Origin of the sequence: Streptomyces sp. NPDC096046, from assembly GCF_040303285.1 — a bacterium.
Taxonomy (GTDB): Bacteria; Actinomycetota; Actinomycetes; order Streptomycetales; family Streptomycetaceae; genus Streptomyces.
Map to the genome: position 1 here is coordinate 223,786 of NZ_JBEOSZ010000006.1, position 21,327 is coordinate 245,112.

24 protein-coding genes are annotated in these 21,327 nt (G+C 71.3%); 9 read left to right on the forward strand and 15 right to left on the reverse strand.

Features of this window, described 5'->3' with window-relative positions; translation table 11 throughout:
- Positions 1 to 73 precede the first annotated feature (73 nt).
- Entirely contained in the window at positions 74 to 967 is an 894-nt protein-coding gene (locus tag ABTX62_RS08240) for an NYN domain-containing protein (RefSeq protein WP_283971456.1), read from the reverse strand.
- 228 nt (positions 968 to 1,195) lie between these two features.
- Here ABTX62_RS08240 and ABTX62_RS08245 point away from each other — a divergent pair, with 228 nt between their 5' ends.
- The gene (locus ABTX62_RS08245) at positions 1,196 to 1,348 is read left to right on the forward strand and encodes a DUF8834 family protein (RefSeq protein ID WP_094057445.1); all 153 of its coding nucleotides are present in this window, start codon (positions 1,196 to 1,198) and stop codon (positions 1,346 to 1,348) included.
- 488 nt (positions 1,349 to 1,836) lie between these two features.
- On the opposite strand, the gene ABTX62_RS08250 is transcribed toward ABTX62_RS08245, so the two are convergent.
- The 4 genes from ABTX62_RS08250 to ABTX62_RS08265 all read right to left on the reverse strand — a co-directional run bounded on the left by ABTX62_RS08250 (position 1,837) and on the right by ABTX62_RS08265 (position 5,023).
- On the reverse strand, positions 1,837 to 2,442 hold the full coding sequence (locus tag ABTX62_RS08250) for a MarC family protein (protein WP_352115410.1): 606 nt from the start codon (positions 2,440 to 2,442) through the stop codon (positions 1,837 to 1,839).
- 135 nt (positions 2,443 to 2,577) lie between these two features.
- Entirely contained in the window at positions 2,578 to 3,438 is an 861-nt protein-coding gene (locus ABTX62_RS08255; RefSeq protein ID WP_352115411.1) for a PHP domain-containing protein, read from the reverse strand.
- Positions 3,439 to 3,543: 105 nt separating this feature from the next.
- Positions 3,544 to 4,185 carry a DUF6758 family protein gene (locus ABTX62_RS08260; RefSeq protein WP_352115412.1) on the reverse strand — a complete coding sequence of 214 codons (642 nt, stop codon included), beginning with the start codon at positions 4,183 to 4,185 and terminating at the stop codon, positions 3,544 to 3,546.
- A gap of 253 nt (positions 4,186 to 4,438) precedes the next feature.
- On the reverse strand, positions 4,439 to 5,023 hold the full coding sequence (locus tag ABTX62_RS08265; protein WP_352115413.1) for a suppressor of fused domain protein: 585 nt from the start codon (positions 5,021 to 5,023) through the stop codon (positions 4,439 to 4,441).
- A 455-nt stretch (positions 5,024 to 5,478) separates the two neighbouring features.
- Between ABTX62_RS08265 and ABTX62_RS08270 the strand changes: the two genes are divergently transcribed.
- On the forward strand, positions 5,479 to 6,594 hold the full coding sequence (locus tag ABTX62_RS08270; RefSeq protein WP_352115414.1) for a magnesium and cobalt transport protein CorA: 1,116 nt from the start codon (positions 5,479 to 5,481) through the stop codon (positions 6,592 to 6,594).
- Positions 6,595 to 6,617: 23 nt separating this feature from the next.
- Positions 6,618 to 7,130: a hypothetical protein gene (locus ABTX62_RS08275; RefSeq protein WP_352115415.1), complete on the forward strand. Its 513-nt coding sequence runs from the start codon at positions 6,618 to 6,620 to the stop codon at positions 7,128 to 7,130.
- Positions 7,131 to 7,134: 4 nt separating this feature from the next.
- On the opposite strand, the gene ABTX62_RS08280 is transcribed toward ABTX62_RS08275, so the two are convergent.
- Positions 7,135 to 7,821, reverse strand: coding sequence for a hypothetical protein (locus tag ABTX62_RS08280; RefSeq protein WP_352115416.1), 687 nt, complete (start codon positions 7,819 to 7,821; stop codon positions 7,135 to 7,137).
- Positions 7,822 to 8,127: 306 nt separating this feature from the next.
- Here ABTX62_RS08280 and ABTX62_RS08285 point away from each other — a divergent pair, with 306 nt between their 5' ends.
- From ABTX62_RS08285 to ABTX62_RS08295, 3 genes are read left to right on the forward strand one after another with little or no spacing between them, the layout of a single operon-like run.
- Positions 8,128 to 9,411, forward strand: coding sequence for a magnesium transporter MgtE N-terminal domain-containing protein (locus ABTX62_RS08285; protein WP_352115417.1), 1,284 nt, complete (start codon positions 8,128 to 8,130; stop codon positions 9,409 to 9,411).
- A complete protein-coding gene (locus ABTX62_RS08290) occupies positions 9,401 to 10,000 on the forward strand; it encodes a DUF1003 domain-containing protein (RefSeq protein ID WP_352115418.1) in 600 nt (199 codons plus the stop codon). The genes ABTX62_RS08285 and ABTX62_RS08290 overlap by 11 nt, the downstream gene beginning before the upstream one ends.
- Positions 10,001 to 10,043: 43 nt before the next feature.
- On the forward strand, positions 10,044 to 11,177 hold the full coding sequence (locus ABTX62_RS08295) for an Mrp/NBP35 family ATP-binding protein (protein WP_283971445.1): 1,134 nt from the start codon (positions 10,044 to 10,046) through the stop codon (positions 11,175 to 11,177).
- A 112-nt stretch (positions 11,178 to 11,289) separates the two neighbouring features.
- On the opposite strand, the gene ABTX62_RS08300 is transcribed toward ABTX62_RS08295, so the two are convergent.
- The 5 genes from ABTX62_RS08300 to sigE all read right to left on the reverse strand — a co-directional run bounded on the left by ABTX62_RS08300 (position 11,290) and on the right by sigE (position 16,792).
- The gene (locus ABTX62_RS08300; RefSeq protein ID WP_352115419.1) at positions 11,290 to 11,961 is read right to left on the reverse strand and encodes a hypothetical protein; all 672 of its coding nucleotides are present in this window, start codon (positions 11,959 to 11,961) and stop codon (positions 11,290 to 11,292) included.
- Between the two features lie 227 nt (positions 11,962 to 12,188).
- A complete protein-coding gene (locus ABTX62_RS08305) occupies positions 12,189 to 12,638 on the reverse strand; it encodes a sec-independent translocase (protein ID WP_352115420.1) in 450 nt (149 codons plus the stop codon).
- A gap of 217 nt (positions 12,639 to 12,855) precedes the next feature.
- The gene (locus ABTX62_RS08310) at positions 12,856 to 14,922 is read right to left on the reverse strand and encodes a S1C family serine protease (RefSeq protein WP_352115421.1); all 2,067 of its coding nucleotides are present in this window, start codon (positions 14,920 to 14,922) and stop codon (positions 12,856 to 12,858) included.
- 131 nt (positions 14,923 to 15,053) lie between these two features.
- Positions 15,054 to 16,019, reverse strand: a complete 966-nt coding sequence (locus ABTX62_RS08315) for an anti-sigma factor family protein (protein WP_352115428.1) — start codon at positions 16,017 to 16,019, stop codon at positions 15,054 to 15,056.
- Between the two features lie 71 nt (positions 16,020 to 16,090).
- Positions 16,091 to 16,792, reverse strand: a complete 702-nt coding sequence (gene sigE / locus ABTX62_RS08320; protein ID WP_283971441.1) for an RNA polymerase sigma factor SigE — start codon at positions 16,790 to 16,792, stop codon at positions 16,091 to 16,093.
- 234 nt (positions 16,793 to 17,026) lie between these two features.
- On the opposite strand from sigE, the gene ABTX62_RS08325 reads away from it, so the two are divergent.
- Entirely contained in the window at positions 17,027 to 17,725 is a 699-nt protein-coding gene (locus ABTX62_RS08325; protein WP_311774664.1) for an O-methyltransferase, read from the forward strand.
- Positions 17,726 to 17,891: 166 nt separating this feature from the next.
- Here ABTX62_RS08325 and ABTX62_RS08330 read toward each other — a convergent pair whose 3' ends face one another.
- Both ABTX62_RS08330 and ABTX62_RS08335 read right to left on the reverse strand, forming a co-directional pair.
- A complete protein-coding gene (locus ABTX62_RS08330) occupies positions 17,892 to 18,059 on the reverse strand; it encodes a DUF3117 domain-containing protein (protein ID WP_003966491.1) in 168 nt (55 codons plus the stop codon).
- A 153-nt stretch (positions 18,060 to 18,212) separates the two neighbouring features.
- The gene (locus ABTX62_RS08335; protein WP_283971440.1) at positions 18,213 to 18,377 is read right to left on the reverse strand and encodes a hypothetical protein; all 165 of its coding nucleotides are present in this window, start codon (positions 18,375 to 18,377) and stop codon (positions 18,213 to 18,215) included.
- A gap of 66 nt (positions 18,378 to 18,443) precedes the next feature.
- Between ABTX62_RS08335 and chcB the strand changes: the two genes are divergently transcribed.
- Positions 18,444 to 19,247: a 2-cyclohexenylcarbonyl CoA isomerase gene (chcB, locus tag ABTX62_RS08340; protein WP_352115422.1), complete on the forward strand. Its 804-nt coding sequence runs from the start codon at positions 18,444 to 18,446 to the stop codon at positions 19,245 to 19,247.
- Positions 19,248 to 19,262: 15 nt separating this feature from the next.
- Here chcB and ABTX62_RS08345 read toward each other — a convergent pair whose 3' ends face one another.
- The gene (locus tag ABTX62_RS08345) at positions 19,263 to 19,850 is read right to left on the reverse strand and encodes a DNA-3-methyladenine glycosylase I (RefSeq protein WP_352115423.1); all 588 of its coding nucleotides are present in this window, start codon (positions 19,848 to 19,850) and stop codon (positions 19,263 to 19,265) included.
- A complete protein-coding gene (locus ABTX62_RS08350; protein ID WP_352115429.1) occupies positions 19,847 to 20,227 on the reverse strand; it encodes a DivIVA domain-containing protein in 381 nt (126 codons plus the stop codon). The genes ABTX62_RS08345 and ABTX62_RS08350 overlap by 4 nt, the downstream gene beginning before the upstream one ends.
- A 150-nt stretch (positions 20,228 to 20,377) precedes the next feature.
- Between ABTX62_RS08350 and folP the strand changes: the two genes are divergently transcribed.
- Positions 20,378 to 21,238, forward strand: coding sequence for a dihydropteroate synthase (gene folP / locus ABTX62_RS08355; RefSeq protein WP_352115424.1), 861 nt, complete (start codon positions 20,378 to 20,380; stop codon positions 21,236 to 21,238).
- Positions 21,239 to 21,327: the final 89 nt, after the last annotated feature.

The window sequence follows — 21,327 nt, forward strand, 5'->3', positions numbered from 1 at the left end:
GGAGCACGGCCTAAGGGTGTCCGGCTCCGGGATGGTGCTCGCGTCGTCCGTCACCAGCCTCCGTGGACAGGACCTAGTACTGCGTCCGCAAGTGCTCCCAGAAGCCGTCGCGCAGGGCTCGCCGCAGGTCCGCCTGGCCGCGCAGCGAGTACTGCAGGAGGCCCTCGGCCTCCACGAGCAGGTCCTGGTCGACCGAGCCGGGCAGGTAAGGGTGGCCGGGCAGCAGCTCGACCAGGGTGTCCCGGCCGCGTGCCGCGAGCCACTTCGCGGCGATCTGCGCGCCCACGAACCGCACGTCCTCCCGGGTGGGCCGGCCCGCGCCCGACTCGTGGAGCTGGGCCGTGCGGCGGGAGACGTACGGCTTGAAGAAGTCGAGGTCGAAGGTGCGCTGGCTGTCGACCTCCCACAGGAGGGGCTCCGCCTGGTTGCGGCCCTCCGGCGCCTCGATGCCCCAGAGGTGGACCCGGGCGCCGTACCCCTGGGCCGCCTCCACCGCCGACACCAGGTCCTCGTCGCCGCCGAGCAGCGCAGCGTCGCTGATGGCGCGGTGCCGGGCGAGGGACTCCAGGTCGGAGCGGATGAGGGAGTCGACGCCCTTCTGCTGGTTGTTGGCGTTGAGGTTGCCCAGGCGCACCTTGACGTCCGGCAGTTCCGCGATGGTCTGCTGCTCGCCCGTGTGGATGCGGCGCCGGGCGCCGTCGTACCAGTAGACCCGCAGCAGCCGGCTGTCCGCGAAGATCGTGCGGGCCTTGTCGATGAGCGCGTCGATCAGACCTTCGGCGTCGAGGTCGAAGGCGCGGCGGTCCTCCGTGCCGGCGACAAGGCGTCCGGCGGCCGCGTACAGATACCCGGCGTCGACGAAGATCGCGTGGGTCGAGGGCGTCTTCGCCACCTCGGCGAGCATGCGCTGGAGCAGCTCGTTGGTGCGGTCGATGCGGGCGTGGAGGGCCGCGAGGTCGTCGTTCATCACGTCCATTGTCCCGGCGGTCACGCTGCGAACACAACCGGTCCCGGTCGGTCCCGTAACCACGTCCTTACGGCACGGTAATTAGTCGTTCGAAAAATTTCCTTAGCGTAGGGAATGTTTGACCCGTGCTTCTCTGTTGACCCATACGGAACACCGGACACCGAGTCCGGTGGGCCGCACCACCGAGTAGTTCTCCTCAGGAGGATGACCAGACGAAGGGAGAAGCCCTTGCGCTTCGAAATCATGCGACTCGACGACGTCGACGGCACACCTGTGGACACGACCGTCGTGGACGCCGCCTCCGTCAATCGCATCGTTCAGCAGGCGGCCGCCATAGGGCAGCGCCTCTGGATCCGCCCGGCCGAGACCACGGCCTCATAAGGCGCGCAGCTCTCCCACACTTCGCAGCCCCCGCGCGGCATCGGCCGTGCGGGGGCTGCGCTGTCGCGGACCTCGGCGAGACCGGGGGCGATTGGCTGGGAGCACGGCGCGAGCCAGGACAGGACGGTGGATCATGTCGGTGACGGACCGGTCGCACACGGAACTGCACGAGCAGGCCGCCGACGAGCCGCCCGGCGTGACGAGGACTCCGCCGCCGAACGCGAGCCGGTCGAGGCCCGCCCGGCGGTCGGCGGGCGGTTCCCCGTCACCCCGGACGCTCGCCGTCCGCGCCGACCGGATCGCCGGTCGAGGCGGCCTGTCGCACTCGGCGGTCGTGGCGGACATCCACCGCGAGGCCATGAACCTGCGGTGCGGCAGCTCGCGGCCGTCACGCCGCAGGGGGATCCGGGCGACCGTGGCCCCGGCCCTGACGCCGCGCGGCAGGATGGGTCCGCGGCGACCTGACCCTCCAGGCCTGACCCGGACCCTCAGCTCCCCTGAATCACCTGCGTGACGCCATTGATGATCTGCTGCACGGCGATGGCGGAGAGCATCATGCCCGCGAGCCGGGTCACCAGCACCACTCCGCCGTCCTTGATGATCCGGATGATCACCAGTGAGTAGCGCATCACCATCCACAGCACGACATGGATGGCGAGGATCGCCGCCCACACCGACACCTGGGTGGTGACGCTGTGGGCCTTCTGCACGGCGAGGATGACCGACACGATCGCCCCGGGCCCCGCCAGCAGCGGCATGCCCAGTGGTACGAGGGCGACGTTGACGTCCTTGGTCTGCTTCGGTTCGTCGGTCTTGCCGGTGAGCAGGTCCAGCGCGATCAGCAGGAGCAGCAGACCGCCCGCGATCATCAGCGCGGGCACGGACACGTGCAGGTAGTTCAGGATCTGGTGCCCGAGAAGCCCGAACACGGTGATCACGCCGCCCGCGACACAGACGGCCTGGAAGGCCATCCGCTTCTGCACCTTGCCGGGCCGGCCGGCGGTGAGCGCGAGGAAGATCGGTGTGATCCCCGGGGGATCCATGATCACGAAGAGGGTCAGGAAGAGGGAGCCGAAGACGGCGACGTCGAACATGGTGAGCCTTGCGCAGGGGGCTGCCGCTGTGATCCGGCGTACCGCACGGCGGAACGGGTGAGCACAGCGGGCAGCGCCGAGTGGGAAAAGCCGAGTGAGGAAAAGGGGAAACGGACCTACGGGAGAAGAGGAACCTCAGACGGCTCCGCCGGCGCCCGGAACGGGAAACGCCCCGAAGGCCCGTCGTGTGATCTCCCCGTAGACCTCGGGATCCGTCGTGTACTCCCCGAGCACGCACGTCTTGCGACTGCCGTGGTAGTCCGACGACCCCGTGACGAGGAGCCCGAGCTCCTTCGCCAGCCCCCGCAGCCGCGCGCGGGTGTCGGCGTCGTGGTCCATGTGGTCGACCTCGACGCCGTCCAGCCCGGCAGCGGCCATCTCCGCGATGGCGGTCTCCGGTACCGTGCGCCCCCGCTTGCTCGCCCCGGGATGCGCGAACACCGCGACCCCGCCCGCGTTCTTGATCAGCCGGATCGCCTCGAAGGGGCCGGTCTCGTGCTTCTCCACGAAGGCCCGGCCGCCGTCGGCCAGCCAGTCCTGCGTGAAGGCGTCGTTCACGGTCGGCACCACGCCGAGCTCGACGAGCGCGCTCGCCACATGCGGACGCCCCACGGACCCGTCACCGGCGATCCGCGCCACCTGCTCCCACGTCACCGGCACGCCCAGCTGCTGAAGCTTGACGATCATGCCCTGGGCGCGCGGCACCCGGTCGTCCCGGACCAGCTCCCGCTCGGCGAGCAGTCGCGGCTCCTCGGCGTCGAAGAGGTAGGCCAGCATGTGCATGCTGATCCCGTCGAGCCGGCAGGAGAGCTCGGCCCCGGTGACCAGCGTGACCCCCTCGGGCAGCGCGGCGATCGCCTCGGCGTGCCCGCGGGTGGTGTCGTGGTCGGTCAGCGCGACGACGTCCAGTCCGGCCGCGGCGGCCTTGCGCACCAGCTCGGCGGGGGTGTCCGTACCGTCGGAGGCGGTGGAGTGGGTGTGCAGATCGATGCGCACGGCACGGACTCCAGACACGAACGACACGAACAGGGCCGCTCCAGGATAACCGGCTTTTCAACGCCCGATGTCACACCCGAACCCGCCGGGCACCCCCTACACTCTTCAGGGTCCCAGCAGCCTCGGGGACAGGGCGCCACAGGGCACCAGCTCGACCTCCGCCCCGGCGTCCCGCAGGTCGGTCAGCACCAGCTCGTCGTACATCAGCAACCCCGACTGCTCGGGCCACACCACGGCCCACAGCCACATCCCCAGCGCCTCACCGGCGAAGACGGCACGATCGTCGGGAGCCCCGGCCACATGCCACAACGGCGTGGGACGTCCGGCGGCCAGCACCTTCGCCTGCGGCGGCTTCTCGACGTTCATGTGGGGCCCCGGGTCGGGGCCGTCCATGCCCGCGTAGCGCGCCCCGAGCCCGACCCCGAGCTCCTCGGCCACCAGGATCAGCTCGCCCATTCCGCCGAGCGGCCCGGGCCCCGTGCAGGCGACGGCGGTCGCACGGCCGCCCGTGCGGTCGTCGCCCGCGCAGGCGACACCCGTGAACAGCCATCCGACCGGCAGCGGCCACGGCATCCACACCGGCACCTGGGTGCGGTGCACCACGACGTTGAGGGCATCGACGCTGGGCGGTATCACGGGCTGCACCGGATGGACGGTGCCGTGCACATCGCACTGCCACGAGTCGGAGAAGAGGCCGGGAGCCCGGACCCGGCCACCGCACTTCGGGCAACTGGGTTCGCCCCTCATAGGGCCCCACGGTCCTACCCCCGCCGCGCCGCGTCAAGGACGATCACCCATCCAGACGGAACCCTTCACGACCCACGCTGGATGTAAATGGCATTAGTCAGAGTTGCCAGCGGTGGCGGGCGCGGCCGCGGTCGTCGTACGGCGCAAGGCCCTCACAGCGGAAGCGGACGAGCCGGAGCCCCGGCACTCGACCGAGGACGGTGTCACCGTCCTCGCCAACTGAGGCCACTCGGGCTGGTGTTGGTGAGCTTCCTCACTCCAGCGGGACGGACTTCCGGGACGGATCCCGGAGGTCCGTCCCCTGGTTCAGCCATCGCTCCTGAAGCGCCTGCGCGCCGTGCACGCGCTTCCAGGCGGCCTCGTTCGGGGTCATCGGCAGCAGCGGCAGGAACTGTACGGGGTCGAGGGGCTCGTCGAGTTCCAGATCCTCCACCAGGCCGCCCGGCTCGGCGACCAGCACCGAGGTGAACGGGGCGCCCGGCCACAGCGGCTCACCGACGTCGAGGGACGCGCCGGGCGCCACGACCACTCCCTCCACCTGCGGAGACGCGGCGAGCACGGCGAGCGGCCGGAGCGCCTTGTCGGTGTCGGCCCGCCCGGAACGGACCGAGAGGATCAGCTCGGCACGCGGACCCTTGACGGGGTCGGCGATCACCGCCGTGGGGTCCGTCATCGGGTGCGCGGACATGCCGAGCGAGGCGTAGCGGACGATGCCGCCCTGCTGGAAGCGGAGCACCTCGATGCGGTCCGTGCCCAGGAAGGTGACCGCCGCGCGCGCGTCCGGTTCGCCCAACGCGGTACGCAACCGGGCTTCGACCAGAGGAAGAACATCTGCCATGCGGCGAGCATAGAACTCGCCAGTAGCGGGCAAAGCAGCACCTTGACAGTTGTGTCGGCTGCTACTCTTGCCCGGTGGTTCGGGGCAGCACGCAGAAGCGTCGCGATCAAGCCCCGACGCCGAAGGAACTCCCTTACGAGGGACCGGCCGGAGGAGGTGGGGCTGCAATGGATCGAAGTCGACCGTGCAGTAGCACCACGCTCTTCGCGCCGCCGATGTAGCTGCTTCGTTCTCCGGCTGCCACCTCTCGCACTCGCTTCACCGCGGAAGAGCGCTTCGTTTCGCTTTGCCTGATCTGCCTCAGTAGCTGAATCAGTAACGAAACCGGCCACCGCGACGGTGCGGTGCTCCCCGCTTTGTGGACGTGCCAAACATCCGTAGTCACTACGTCCTCATTCCGGGTGGTTCCACCCGTCGCCGGCGCCGTTCGTTGCCTGCCCGCGAAGGAGCCCGCCATGTCGATGATCCGCGACCTGCGCGCAGTCGTCCGTCCGTCCCGTGTCTCGCTGCGCAAGGACGGCGGGACCTACGACGCCACCCGCAGCCCCGCCGCGTCCTCCGCCGTCGTCGACTGCGCCGTCTACCGCGACGGCCGCCGCATCGAGACCGGGACCGCGCTGACCCCGCACGAGGCGGTGCGCCTGGTGCGCCGCGACGGGGGTTTCGTGTGGATCGGCCTGCACGAGCCGACGGAGGCCGAATTCTCCGGCATCGCCGGTGAGTTCGGGCTGCACCCGCTGGCCGTGGAGGACGCCGTCCAGGCCCACCAGCGGCCCAAGCTGGAGCGCTACGACGACTCCCTGTTCACGGTCTTCAAGACCATCCACTACGTCGAGCACGACCAGCTCGACGCCAACAGCGAGGTCGTCGAGTCCGGCGAGGTCATGTGCTTCACCGGACGGGACTTCTTCATCACCGTCCGGCACGGCGGGCAGGGCTCCCTGCGGGCCCTCAGGCACCGCCTCCAGGACGACCCCGAGCTGCTCGCCAAGGGCCCTTCGGCCGTGCTGCACGCCATCGCGGACCACGTCGTCGACGGGTACATCGCCGTCGCCGACGCGGTGCAGGACGACATCGACGAGGTCGAGACCGAGGTGTTCTCCCCGGGGCGCAAGGGCGCGCCACGCGGTTCGGACGCCGGCCGGATCTACCAACTCAAGCGCGAGGTGCTGGAGTTCAAGCGGGCCGTGTCGCCGCTGCTGCGGCCCATGCAACTGCTGAGCGAGCGGCCGATGCGGCTGATCGACCCCGACATCCAGAAGTACTTCCGGGACGTCGCCGACCACCTGGCCCGCGTCCAGGAGCAGGTCCTCGGCTTCGACGAGCTGCTCAACTCCATCCTCCAGGCCAACCTCGCCCAGGCGTCCGTCGCCCAGAACGAGGACATGCGCAAGATCACCTCATGGGCCGCGATCATCGCCGTGCCGACGATGGTGTGCGGGGTGTACGGCATGAACTTCGAGTACATGCCGGAGCTGCACTGGAAGTACGGCTACCCGGTGATCCTGAGCTTCACGGTGGCCGTCTGTCTCGGCATCCACCGCACGCTGAAGCGGAACGGATGGCTGTGAGAAGCCTGGTTAGGCTGGGCCCCATGACAAGCGAGCTGCTCGACCAGGCCCTCGTCGAGGAGGCCACGAAGAAGTCCGGCCTCGTCTGGGTCAAGGGCCCCGACGGCCCGGCGCGCGCGCTGTGGCACGTGTGGCACGAGGGTGCCGCGTGCCTGGTCGGCGACGGGCCCGGCGAGCAGCCGCTGCCGGGGCTGGCCGACGGCGCCGAGGCGACGGTGACGGTCCGCAGCAAGGACAAGGGCGGCCGGCTCGTCACCTGGACGGCCCGGATCACCCAGCTCGCGCCGGGCTCCGAGGCGTGGGACGCGGCGGTCGCCGAGCTCAAGGGCAAACGGCTGAACGCGCCCGACGGCGAGGCCGTGCCGGAGCGCTGGGCCCGTGAGTGCCGGGTGCTGCGTCTGGAGCCGACCGGGGAGACGGCGCCGCTGCCCGAGGGCTCCCTGTCCGAGCCGCCCCTGCCGTCCCCGGCGATCACCCGCCGGCCGGCCCCGGCGGGGCTGCCCCGCCTGCTGCTGAAACGACGCAAACGGGCCTGACGGCCTACGACGCCGGCAGCTGCTTGCCGTAGTCCACCGTCTCGTTCTTCTCCGGCTCCCTGAGGGAGAAGTCCTCACCCCAGGCGGAGAACGTGAGGGTGCCCGCCCCGCCGGCCCGCTCCAGGCGCAGCGGATACGGCTTGCCCTCCAAGGAGACCTCCAGGGTGCCGCCGGAGCCCTTGTCTCCGGTGACGCGGATGGTGCGGACGCCCGCCTCCTCGGCGTGGCCGTCCGTCGCGAGCGTCCCGTGCAGGGTGAGCAGACCGTCGAGGAGGAGAGCCTTGTCCGTGAAACCGCTGAACTTCTTGTACGAGGGGTCGCCCTGCGGCACCTTCACGAACTTGCCGCCGAGCTTGGAGGCCGCCGCCGCGTCCCCCTCGCCGTCCTCGCCCTGGCCGCTGCCGTGAGCCCAGAACCCGGCGTCCGCCTTGATGTAGAGCTGCTCGCCGATGCGCAGCAGCTTGAAGGTCGCGCCCTGGGTGGTGACCGAGCCGTCGCCGCCGTCGTCCTTCAGCCGCATGTCGAGGGCGTACGTCCGCTCGCCGCTGACGACGTTGCCGTGCACCCGGACCGCCCCGGCGGTCTCGGCGGCCGACCGGGTCTTGCTCTGGATCTTGGCGGCGGGGAGTCTGCCGACCCCGTTGGTCCCCTCGTTCGGATCCTCCGCGCAGCCGGTGAGCACCGTTCCCATCACGAGCAGCGCGCACGTCGCGCCGGCGAGTGCGGCACTGCTGCTGCGACCGCGGCTGCGGCTCTGGCGAATCGGAGTCACAGGTGGGGCTGCCTCTCTGACGAAAGACCTGAACGGCGTATCGCAGGGTACCGGGGTCGTGCGGGCAGGTCGGAGCCAGTACGTCCGGACCGCCCGCCGACGCGGCCCCGATCGGGACGGGCTAGCCTGAAGCCCACCCGAGCGGGCAATTCGGAAGACACAGGCACAAGGACAGCCGCACAGACAGCCACCACGAACCACCCCGCACGAAAAGGAGCCGCGGCCATGGCAGCGGGCGCCCCCCGGATCTTCGTATCGCACCTCCAAGGTGTCGCCGTCTTCGACCCAGCCGGTGACCAGGTGGGGCGGGTGCGCGATCTGGTCGTCATGCTGCGGGTGGCGCAGCGACCGCCGAGACTGCTCGGCCTCGTCGTCGAACTCGCCACCCGCCGCCGCATCTTCCTGCCGATGACCCGGGTCACCGCCATCCAGTCCGGCCAGATCATCACCACCGGCGTGCTCAACGTCCGGCGCTTCGAGCAGCGGCCCACCGAGCGGCTGGTCTTCGGGGAGCTGCTGGACCGGCGCGTGACGCTCACCGAGACCGGCGAGGAGGTCACCGTCCTCGACCTGTCGGTACATCAGCTGCCGGCCCGCCGGGAGTGGGAGATCGACCGGGTCTTCGTCCGCAAGGGCAGGAAGGGCAGTGCCTTCCGGCGCGCCAAGGGCGAGGCGCTGACCGTCGAGTGGACGGCCGTCACCGGGTTCTCCCTGGAGGAGCAGGGGCAGGGCGCCGAGAACCTGCTGGCCACCTTCGAGCAGCTGCGCCCCGCCGATCTGGCCAACGTCCTGCACCACCTCTCCCCCAAGCGCCGCGCGGAGGTCGCCGCCGCCCTCGACGACGACCGGCTGGCCGATGTGCTGGAGGAGCTGCCGGAGGACGACCAGATCGAGATCCTCGGCAAGCTGAAGGAGGAGCGCGCCGCCGACGTCCTGGAGGCCATGGACCCGGACGACGCGGCCGACCTGCTGGGCGAGCTGCCGACGGACGACCAGGAGCGGCTGCTGAGCCTGATGCAGCCCGGCGACGCGGCCGACATGCGGCGCCTGATGTCGTACGAGGACCGCACGGCGGGCGGTCTGATGACCACCGAGCCGATCGTGCTGCGCCCGGACGCCACCGTCGCCGACGCCCTGGCCCGGGTCCGCAACCGCGACCTCTCCCCCGCTCTCGCCGCCCAGGTGTACGTCTGCCGGCCCCCGGACGACACACCGACCGGCAAGTACCTGGGTACGGTCCACTTCCAGCGCCTGCTGCGCGAGCCACCGCCCACCCTGGTCAGCTCCATCCTGGACAGCGACCTCCAGCCGCTCGACCCCCAGGCGGACCTGCCCGCCATCGCCGGGTTCTTCGCCACGTACGACATGGTCGCGGCGCCCGTCGTCGACGAGGCCGGCGCGCTGCTGGGCGCGGTGACCGTGGACGACGTGCTCGACCACATGCTCCCGGAGGACTGGCGGGAGACGGAGTTCCACTTGGACGAGGAGGTGGCCACCGATGGTTCCTGAGCGTGAGAGCCTGCGCGAGCGCACCCCGGCGGGCGCCACGGCCGCCTCCCGGCCGCGCACCACCCGTCTCGACCAGCCGCTCCCGCGCCGGCGCCGGTTCCTGCCCGAGTACGACCCGGAGGCCTTCGGCCGGCTGTCGGAGCGCATCGCGCGCTTCCTGGGCACCGGGCGGTTCATCGTCTGGATGACGGTCGCCATCATCCTGTGGGTGGTGTGGAACATCTTCGCGCCGAGCGGCCTGCGCTTCGACGAGTACCCGTTCATCTTCCTGACGCTGATGCTGTCCCTGCAGGCCTCCTACGCCGCCCCGCTGATCCTGCTCGCGCAGAACCGGCAGGACGACCGCGACCGGGTCAATCTGGAGCAGGACCGCAAGCAGAACGAGCGGTCCATCGCGGACACCGAGTACCTGACCCGCGAGATCGCCGCCCTGCGCATCGGCCTGGGCGAGGTCGCCACCCGCGACTGGATCCGCTCGGAGTTCCAGGACATGATCAAGGAGCTGGAGGAACGCCAGAACGGTCACCGTCACGAGACGGTCGTATTCCCGGCGGAACGGTCACGAGGACGTGACGCAGACGACCGCTGAGACGCTTTCCTACGCCCCGGTAGAGCGCCGTACCATCGTCCTTATGGCTATGGAAGACGCGGTGCGCGAGGCACTGGCGACGGTGAACGACCCCGAGATCCACAAGCCCATCACCGAACTGGGGATGGTCAAGTCGGTGGAGATCGGTGCGGACGGGGCGGTCGCGGTCACCGTGTACCTCACGGTCTCGGGCTGCCCGATGCGGGACACGATCACGCAGCGCGTGACCGACGCGGTCTCCGCGGTCGAGGGCGTCACCCGCGTCGACGTCACGCTCGACGTGATGAGCGACGAGCAGCGCAAGGAGCTGGCGTCCGCCCTGCGCGGTGGCCAGACCGAGCGGGAGGTCCCCTTCGCCAAGCCGGGAAGCCTCACCCGCGTCTACGCGGTCGCCTCCGGCAAGGGCGGCGTCGGCAAGTCCTCGGTGACGGTCAACCTGGCGGCCGCGATGGCGGCCGACGGCCTCAAGGTCGGTGTCGTCGACGCCGACATCTACGGCCACTCCGTGCCCCGCATGCTGGGCGCCGACGGCCGTCCCACCCAGGTCGAGAACATGATCATGCCGCCGTCGGCGAACGGTGTGAAGGTCATCTCGATCGGCATGTTCACGCCGGGCAACGCCCCGGTCGTCTGGCGCGGCCCGATGCTCCACCGCGCCCTCCAGCAGTTCCTGGCGGACGTGTACTGGGGCGACCTGGACGTGCTGCTCCTGGACCTGCCGCCCGGCACCGGCGACATCGCGATCTCCGTGGCCCAGTTGGTCCCGAACGCCGAGATCCTGGTCGTGACGACGCCTCAGCAGGCGGCGGCCGAGGTCGCCGAGCGCGCGGGCTCCATCGCGGTGCAGACCCACCAGAAGATCGTCGGCGTGGTCGAGAACATGTCGGGCCTGCCCTGTCCGCACTGCGACGAGATGGTCGACGTCTTCGGCACGGGCGGCGGCCAGACGGTCGCCGACGGCCTGACCCGCACGACCGGCACGAACGTCCCGGTCCTCGGCAGCATCCCCATCGACGTCCGTCTGCGCGAGGGCGGCGACGACGGCAGGCCGGTCGTCCTGACGGATCCCGACTCCCCGGCCGGCTCGGCCCTCCGGGCGATCGCGGGCAAGCTGGGAGGACGGCAGCGCGGTCTGTCGGGCCTGTCGCTCGGTATCACTCCGAGGAACAAGTTCTGAACTGACTCAGGGGCGCGGGGAGCTGCGCGAGCAAGCGCATCGCACCCGCAGCCGCCCCACACGTCCGAGGCCCTGGGGCGAAGGGGCGCCGAGACCAGCCGGCGCCCCGGTCTCACGTGTACGTGGCGATGTCCTTCACCACGGTGAAGCCCAGCCCGTAGGCGCTCATGCCCCTGCCGTACGCCCCGAGGTGCACCCCGGCCGAGGTGGAACCGGCCAGCACCCAGCCGAACTCGGACTCCCGGTAGTGGAACGCCGTGGGCACCCCGTCCACGGGGAGCGACAGCGTCGACCAGTCGGACCCGTCCAGGTCGTCCGCCAGCGCCCAGGCCGTCTCCGTCTGCTGCTCCAGCCAGTCGTCCCGCAACGCGTGGTCCATCTGCCCGGGCCAGGTGAAGGACAGCAGCCCCACCCCGGCCAGCCAGGCGGCGGAGGACACGGACGTGGCCTCCAGCAGCCCCGTCCCGTCCGCCGTGCGCCGGGAGGGACTGGCCGCCACGGTCACCACGACCGCGAACTTCTCCTTGGCCTCCTGATCGCCGCCGGCGGCATGCTCGTTGCGCACCGTGGGCTCGTCACCGTGCCCGATGGACCCGTGTTCCACGGCCCCGTCGGCCGTCGTACCGACCTGCATCAGCCAGCGCGGTCCCGTGAACGCCTCGTCGAGGCCGTACCACGGGAAGGGCGCACGCAGGTAGCCGTCGACCGTACGCGGGGCGGAGGTGAGCTGCTGCCCACCCTCCGCGGCCGGCGTCTGCGCGACTGCCCGACTCGTCGTCTCCATGTGCCCGTACGCCTCCTCGCTCTAGTCGGACCGGGACGGCCCGCCCCCCTTCGGACGTACTCGTCACGGTCCGCACCACAACTTGGCAGCATAGCCACACCGCTGCGAGCAGCAGGGAAACCGCCCGGCGCGTGGGCCGCACGGGCGCCCGGTTCAGGCCGTACACAGCCCGACCGGAGTATGAAACGCGTCACGCGCCCGGGGGCGTACGCCCCTGGGCGTGTCGCTCAGGTGGCGTCCGCGTCGAAGGGCGGCCGGTCGTCCGGGGCGGGCGTCTCCGGCTTCTTCGTCATGTCGATACGGCCACCGGACGAACCGGAGACGCCGGTGGACGACGCGGAGGACGTGTCGGAGTCACGGCTGTGGACGGCGTCGGTGACCTCGGCCATCTCCTTCTTCAGGTCGAAGCCGTTGCGGATCTCCTTGAGCCCCAGGTCCTCGTTGTCCAGCTGCTTGCGGATGAAGGTCTTGGGGTTGAGGTCCTCGAACTCGAAGTCCTTGAACTCCGGGCCGAGTTCCTCCCGGATGTCGTTCTTGGCGCTCTCCGAGAACTCACGGATCTTCCGGATCGTGCGCGTCACGTCCTGGATGACCTTGGGGAGCTTGTCCGGACCGAAGACGAGCACGGCGAGGACGATGAGCGTCACCAGCTCGAGTGGTCCTATGTCATTGAACACCTGAAGCTCCTAGCGATGTCCTCGGTCCTCGGCCCTCGTGGTCGGTGCGGGTCTTGCCGTGGTCCGGGCCGGATCCACGGTACCCGGCGATCCTGTCCGACCGGTACTGTCCCGGGACCTCCGAGTGCGGGAGGTGTGAGCGCTTTCCCGATTGTTTGCCTTGTCGGTCCCTTGTGGGACCGGACGGGACGTCCTGGCGGGTCGCGGACATCATGTCTCAGCCACCGGACGATCCGAGGACGAGGGAGACGGTTCGTTCCTTGCCGGCGCGCTCCACGGTCAACTCCAGCCGGTCGCCGGGTCGGTGCGCCCGCGTCATCACGATCAGTTCCTCGCCGGAGTGCACCCGCCGGCCGCCGACCTCACGGATGACGTCACCCGCCTTGATCCCGGCCTTGGCGCCCGGGCCGCCCACGGTGACCGGCGGCCCGCCCTCGCTGCCCTCGGCGGCCACGCGGGCACCGTCGCCCGTGTAGTCCATGTCCAGGGTGATGCCGATGACCGGGTGGGTCGCCTTCCCGGTGTTGATCAGCTCCTCGGCGACTCGTTTGCCCTGGTTGATGGGGATGGCGAAGCCGAGGCCTATGGAGCCGGACCGGCCGCCGTCCTGCGTGGAGCCGCCCTCCGCCGAGCGGATGGCCGAGTTGATGCCGATGACCCGGGCCCGGGCGTCGAGCAGCGGCCCACCGGAGTTGCCGGGATTGATGGGGGCGTCGGTCTGCAACGCGTCGACGTACGACACATCGCTGCCGTCGCCCTTCTCGCCACCGGCCGTGATGGGCCGCTGCGTGGCGCTGATGATGCCGGAGGTGACCGTGCCGGCCAGGTCGAAGGGGGCGCCGATCGCCACGACCGGGTCGCCGACCTGCACGTTGTCCGAGTTGCCGAGGGGCAGCGGGGTGAGTCCGCTGACGCCCTTCACCCTCACGACGGCGAGGTCGTAGCCGCTGTCCCGGCCGACGACCTCGGCCTGCGCGGTCTCCCCGCCGTTGAACGTCACGGTGATCTCGCCGTCCGACCCGGCGGGCTGCACGACGTGGTTGTTGGTGAGGATGTGCCCTCGGGTGTCGAGTACGAAGCCCGTGCCCGTGCCCTGCTCGCCGGCGCCGCTGACATGCAGGGTGACCACGCTGGGCAGGGCCCGCCCGGCGATCCCGGCCACACTGTCCGCGTCCCGCGCGGAGGCCTCCTTCCCGGCCTGTGGCAACTCGACGGACCCGATGCCCCCGTTCCGCTCCAGGTACGTCCCCACGGCACCCCCTACGCCGCCGGACACCAGCGCGATCAGCACGGCGGCGAGCGCCAGCGACGCCCGGCCCCGCTTGCGCCGCTGGTCCGTGCTGAGCACGGCGGCACCGTTCTGCTGGAGGAACCCATGGCCCCCGGCGACCGTGGGAGCCGCCCAGGGGTCATAACGCTGCCAGGGGTCGGGGGCGGGCGTGGGGGGCGGAGTCTCGCCGGGCACCTGAGCGGCGGACGCGGGGCTGCCGGGGGCCGACGCTGCGTGAGCGGCTGGCGTGTGGCTGGCGGGGTCCGGCGGTGTGTGCCCGACGGGTGCGGGGCTACCGGGAGCCGGTACGGGCGGTGCGTGCACGACGGGTGCGTGGCTGGCGGGGGCCGGTACGGGCGATGCCTGCCCGACGGGTGCGGGGCTACCGGGAGCCGGTACCGGCGATGCCTGCACGACGGACACGGGGCTACCGGGGCCCGATACGGTCGGTATGCCGTGCTGCGGCGGCACAACGGCCGGGGTGCCCTGCACGGTCGGCCCGCCCGGTGCCGCCACGCCCTCCGCGGGAGCCGTCGCCGCCGGGTGCTGGACGGGCGGGGCCGGCGCCCAGGGGCCGGGTTCGCCGTAGGGCGGGGTGCTGTAGGGGTCGGGGTCGTGCAACGGCCGGGCAGCACCCTCGGCCGGCCCGGTGCGCGAGGCGGAGGCGCCAGAGGCGTCCTGGCTCTGGCCGGCTCCCCGGGCGGCGGGCACCGAAGGGGCGCCCTCGGCGGGCACCTCGCCGGAGGCGGTCGCGACGGGGGCGCCGTCGGACGGCGCCGCCTCGGGTCGCCTCAACTCGTAGTCGCCGTCTTGCTCGCGCCGAGGAGCGGGACGCGCCAGCTCGAAGTCCCCGTCGCTGTCGGTCACACCCGCCGGGGCGGCCGTCGGCCCGTGCACCCCGATGGCGGCCCGGTCCTGCCCGACGCCCCCGTCCGGACCCTCCGGCTGCCCCGGAAAGGGTTGCGGTCGCGGACGGCTCCACCACTTCGCCTTCGTGGGCTTCCCCTCGTTCATGCTCTCCCCACAGCAGCGGCACGGCTCGTCGCGGTGGCCGCAGTTCGTCGAATCGGCGCCCGGCCACACCTCGGCCGCGGGCGACAACCCTCGGATTCAATCAGGTCCGCGGTCCGGTGCGCAGAGGGCGGTCAGTGAGCCGTACGCGAGGAGGCGGGGAGAGAGGGGGACGAGGTCGTGTCCGGAAGGGGCACGGCGAACAGGGGAGCGGTGATCTCGGGGACCGAGGACCACGAGGTCAGGGCGCCCGGTGCGGCCGCCTCAAGCGGACGTATCAGCGGGGACATGGCGGCGGCACCGGCCACCACCGGCGCGGTCAGGGCGTGCATCGCGTGGTGCCGGGCGGCGGACGGTACGCCGGGCAGCAGCGGTGCGGACACCTCGGTCGGGGCGACCGGGGCGCGGCCGACCATGCTCTGGCCGTGCACCTGCCCGAGCAGCGGCGCCGTCCGGCGGCGCTGGGACTCGGGCGTCGTCGCGGCACCGGTGCCCTGGGTGCGCATCGGTGTCACATTGCTGCCCGTGCCCTGGCCACCGCGTGCCTCCGCGTCGGCCGGGATGCCGGTGGTGACCCCGCCCAGAGCGATCGCGGCGAGGGAGACGGCACCGGCGGCGACGAACGCGAACCGCAGCCGCGAGGAGGACCGGTCGGTGTCGGACCGGCCGATGTCGTGGATGCGGAAGCCCTTCCCCGTGGGCAGGCCGCGGTGGCCGGACGGCAGACCGCTGCGGTCGGGGGGGAGGCTCCGGCTGCCCGGGGAGGCGGGCAGTGCGGGCAGGTGCGGGCGGGACGGGGCGTACTCGAACTCGAAGTGCTCGCCACGCTTCACCGCGAAGGCCCCGGATGATCCGAACCGTCCGGACAGTCCTCCGGGCAGCCCTCCCGCGCCCGGCGGCATGAGATCACCGTCCGGGCCGCCGCCCGCGGGTAGTCCCTGCAGGCGGGCCAGGAAACTCTCGGAAGGGGGTGGCGGGGCCGCCTCCGCGAAGACGTTCTTCAGCCGTCGCTGGGCGTCCACCTCCGCCTTGCACTTCGGGCAGGTGGCCACGTGCGCCAGTACGCGCTCGCGCGCGTCATGACCGAGTTCTCCGTCCACCAGGGCGGAGAGGCGGTCTCCCAGATGCTGCTCTGCGAGGTGACCCTCGGAAGCTTTCGGCCGTGATCCGCTCACGTGCTCGCGCCCCCTCCTCCCAGTGCGGGGACACGGGGCACGAAGGAGCGGCGCTCGGCGCGCGCCTGCGGTGACCGGTGCGCGAGGGCCTTGCGCAGCTGGGACCGGCCGCGGTGGATCCGCGAGCGGACCGTGCCGAGCTTGACGCCGAGGGTCGCGGCGATCTCCTCGTAGGACAGTCCTTCGATGTCGCACAGGACGACCGCGGCGCGGAACTCGGGGGCGAGGGTGTCGAGGGCCTGCTGCACGTCCGCGTCGAAGTGCGCGTCGTTGAAGACCTGCTGCGGCGAGGGCTCCTTGCTGGGCAGCCGCTCGGCCGCGTCCTCGCCGAGCGCGTCGAAGCGGATGCGCTGCTTGCGGCGGACCATGTCCAGGAAGAGGTTCGTGGTGATGCGGTGCAGCCAGCCCTCGAAGGTACCCGGCGTGTAGGTCGACAGGGAGCGGAAGACGCGGACGAAGACCTCCTGCGTGAGGTCCTCCGCGTCGTGCTGGTTGCCGGTCAGACGGTAGGCGAGCCGGTAGACCCGGCCGCTGTGCGTGCTGACGATCTCCTCCCACGTGGGCGGAGTCCACGCCTGCCCGTCCGCGTCGGTGGTGAAGGTCGCGGTCTGGGCGAAGTCAGCGGCGTGACTGTGGTCAGCAGCGGTGTCGTTCACGGATGTCGGCCTGCCCGCTGATCCGAGGAAGCGCCTCAGCACCCCTACGCGATCCCCAGGCGCAGCCGCACCTCCCCTGTCAGCTCTGGTGGTGTCCAGTGGAGCCCCTACCATAGCCACCTCGCCCGTTAGGACCGGATAAGCGGTTTTACGAGAATTTGATCTGGGTCGATACGCCTCGTACTGCTGCGTCGGCGGTTGCTCGGCATCCTGATCCACCGCCCGCCCCCCGTCCCGGCCCGCGTCGTTTGCTCTCCCCTTTAAACGACCGGTCCCATCTGCGGGTTCCCGTGCCCAACGGATACAGTCACGCCCAGGCATTCACGGGGACAGGAGAGGGTCATTACCGGCAACCGGCAGACGAGCTGGGCGTTCGCCGACGCCTATGTCGCCGAGGACGAAGCGCTGCACTGGGCCCGGGACCGGGCCCGTGAGGCAGGGCTGCGCTCGGTGACGCCCGGCACGGGCGCCGCGCTGCGGTTGCTGGCCGCGTCCGTCGACGCGAAAGCCGTCGCGGAGATCGGGACCGGATGCGGTGTCTCCGGGATCCACCTCCTGCACGGTATGCGGCCCGACGGTGTCCTGACGACCGTGGACCCCGAGCCGGAGCACCAGCAGTTCGCCCGGCAGGCCTTCCGCGCCTCCGGCTTCGCCAGCAACCGGGCTCGCTTCATCCCCGGCCGCGCCCTGGACGTGCTGCCCCGCCTCGCGGACGCCGGTTACGACCTGGTGTTCTGCGACGGCGACCGCCTGGAGGTCATGGACTACCTCGCTGAATCGTTGCGTCTGCTGCGCACCGGCGGGCTCGTCGTCTTCGAGGGCGCCTTCGCGAACGGCCGGACGGTGGACTCCGGTCCACAGCCGACGGAGGTGCTGCGCCTGCGGGAGCTGCTGCGCGCGGTGCGCGAGAGCCAGGAACTGTTGCCGTCCCTGCTGCCGGTGGGCGACGGGCTGCTGTGCGCGGTGAAACGCTAGGGCCTGTCTGCACCTCCCGGCCGGCCTGATCCGAACGACAGGCCCTGGCCTGGTCGCGCGTCAGGGGCGGCGGGAGCCGGGACAGGCGAGTGTCGGCGGTGGAAAACAGCCGCCCCGGCACCACATGTGATGCCGGGGCAACTGAAGGGGTATGGTCGCTTCCGCGTCAGCCGACGACCTTCTTGAGGGCGTCGCCGAGCGCGTCGGCCTCGTCAGGGGTCAGCTCGACGACGAGCCGACCGCCGCCTTCGAGCGGAACGCGCATGACGATGCCCCGCCCCTCCTTGGTCACCTCGAGCGGGCCATCACCCGTTCGCGGCTTCATGGCCGCCATGCTCGTTCCCCTTCCTGAAACCCAGCTCATCGTCAAAGCCGACGGCCCTGAAGAAGGGCACACGTGCGGTCCTTGTGGCAGGACACGCGTCACCGGCATCGAACACATTGCTTCCAGGCCATTATCCCGCATCTCAGGACCCGATGACCAACATCAGTCGGCATCGCTTGGGCAACGCACGCGAGCAAAACCACTCAATTCGGCGATGAGGCTGCGATACTCCGCCCCCGCACACACATCCGCCGAACGAATCCGGGCGAGAATTCTTTGACGCAGGTCACACGTCCGGTCCGGTTCGGCGTCGGTGATCTCCGTCATGCTGTCCTGCAGACCCGGGACGTACCGGCCGGTACGTCTCCGATCCGCGACCGGAGGGGATACGCCATGACCGACACCGTGCTCTACGAGGTGAGCGACGGACTCGCGACGATCACGCTGAACCGCCCGGAGGCGATGAACGCGCTGAACGTGGAGACCAAGGTCGCCCTGCGGGAGGCGGTCCGGTCCGCGGCGGACGACGTGGCCGTGCGGGCGGTGCTGCTGACCGCCGCCGGTGACCGGGCGTTCTGCGTCGGGCAGGACCTCAAGGAGCACATCGGGCTGCTGGCCGCGGACCGGGAGGCCGGGTCGAGGCAGACCATGAGCACGGTACGGGAGCACTACAACCCGATCGTGCGGGCGCTGGCCGGGGCGGCGAAGCCGGTCGTCGCCGCGGTGAACGGGGTCGCGGCCGGGGCGGGCTTCGGCTTCGCGCTCGCCGCGGACTACCGGATCGTGGCGGACACGGCCGCGTTCAACACCTCGTTCGCCGGGGTCGCGCTGACCGCCGACTCGGGGATCTCCTGGACGCTGCCGCGGGTGGTCGGCCCGGGGCGGGCCGCTGACCTGCTGCTCTTCCCGCGCAGCATCAGTGCGCAGGAGGCGTACGAGCTCGGTGTCGCCAACCGGCTGGTGCCGGCCGGTGAGCTGCGGGCGGAGGCCGAGAAGGTGGCGCGGGCGCTGGCCGAGGGGCCGACGGTGGCGTACGCGGCGCTGAAGGAGTCGGTGGCGTACGGGCTGACGCACTCCCTGGAGGAGGCCCTGGAGAAGGAGGACGAGCTGCAGGCCCGGGCCGGTTCCTCCGAGGACCACGCGATCGCGGTGCAGGCCTTCGTCAACAAGGAGAAGCCGAAGTATCTGGGCCGGTAGAGCCGGGGGCGGCCCCTACGGGGCGCTTCGCGCCACGCATGCCTCCAGGTGGTCGTCCACCAGACCGCACGCCTGCATCAGTGCGTACGCCGTCGTCGGCCCCACGAAACGCAGGCCACGCTTCTTGAGGGCCTTGGACAGGGCCGTCGACTCGGGGGTGACGGGCGGGACGTTCGAGAGGGTCCGCGGGGCCGGACGGGCGGCCGGGTCCGGGGCGTGGGACCAGATCAGGTCGTCCAGTTCGCCGGGGGACCACTCGGTCAGCGTTCGGGCGTTGGCGAGGGTGGCGTCGATCTTGGCGCGGTTGCGGATGATGCCGGTGTCGGCCAGGAGGCGCTCGCGGTCCTCTTCGGTGAAGGCGGCCACCGAGGCGATCTTGAAGTCGGCGAAGGCGGCCCGGAAGCCGGGGCGGCGGCGCAGGATGGTGATCCAGGACAGGCCGGACTGGAAGGCCTCCAGGCTGAGCCGCTCGAAGAACGCGTCGTCACCGTGGACCGGGCGGCCCCACTCCTCGTCGTGGTACGCCACGTACTCCGGGGCGGACAGGGACCAGGGGCAGCGCAGCGCGCCGTCCGGGCCGGCCAGGGCGGCGCCGTCGCTCACGGCCGGTCCTCCGGCCGGGGAGCGGGCTTGTCCATGGACACGTGATTCTCCCCGGTCGGCTGCGGGCCGCGGCCCGGGGCCGACCGGGCGCCGGCCAGGGCGGACTCCAGGTCGGCGATGCGGGCGTCGCGCTCGGCGAGCTCGGCGCCCAGGCGGCTCAGCGCGTCGTCCACGTCCGCCATGCGGTAGCCGCGGGCGGCGAGCGGGAAACGCAGCCCCTCCACGTCCGCGCGGTCGACCGGGCGGTCCGGGGGCAGCGGGTCGCGCAGCCGCTCCGGGGAGGCCTCCGGCAGCGGGCCGTTGTCGCCGCCGCCCACCACGGCGAGCGTCACCGCGCCGACCACGACGGCGAGCGCGACGACCAGGAACAGGAACATAACCATCGCGGGGCCCCCACGGTCGGATGGATCGGACTCTTCGGAAGTCCGCCGAGTCGGATGTTGTCAGGCTCCGATCGTGCCATGCGAGTCCGGCGGTTAGGGTCGCAGGCGGCGGAAGACGGGATGTACCAGGAAAGGTCACAGGGGATGCTCAGGCTGGGCACGCGGGAATTCGGGACGCACGAGCCGGTGATCATGGCGATCGTGAACCGGACCCCGGACTCCTTCTACGACCGGGGCGCCACCTTCCGCGACGAGCCGGCCCTGGCCCGCGTGGAGCGGGCCGTGGCCGAGGGCGCCGCGATCATCGACATCGGCGGGGTCAAGGCCGGGCCGGGCGAGGAGGTCACGGCCGAGGAGGAGGCCCGGCGGACGGTCGGGTTCGTGGCGGAGGTGCGGCGGCGCTTCCCGGACGTGATCATCAGCGTGGACACCTGGCGGGCCGAGGTCGGCCGGGCCGTGTGCGAGGCCGGGGCCGATCTGCTGAACGACGCGTGGGGCGGTGTCGATCCGGGCCTGGCGGAGGTCGCCGCACGATACCGGGTGGGACTGGTGTGCACACACGCCGGCCGGGCGCAGCCGCGGACACGGCCGCACCGGATCGAGTATGACGACGTCATGGCGGACATCCTCGACGTCACGGTCGGGCTGGCCGAGCGGGCGCTGGCGCTCGGGGTGCCGCGGGAGTCGATCATGATCGACCCGGGCCATGACTTCGGGAAGAACACACGGCACAGCCTGGAGGCGACGCGGCGGCTGGACGAGATGGTCGCCACGGGGTGGCCGGTGCTGGTGTCGCTGTCCAACAAGGACTTCGTCGGGGAGACGCTGGACCGGCCGGTGAAGGAGCGGGTCGTGGGGACGCTGGCGGCCACGGCGGTGTCCGCGTGGCTGGGGGCGCGGGTGTACCGGGTGCACGAGGTCGCCGAGACCCGGCAGGTGCTGGAGATGGTCTCGGCGATCGCGGGGCATCGGAGCCCTGCCGTCGCCCGTCGCGGGCTGGCCTAGTGCCGTGGCAGGCAACGTTTGCCCGTCAAGGAGCGGCGTCCGGTGCGTGCTCTCGGCGTGCCGGGTGCAAGCCCTCGTACTGGGTGTAC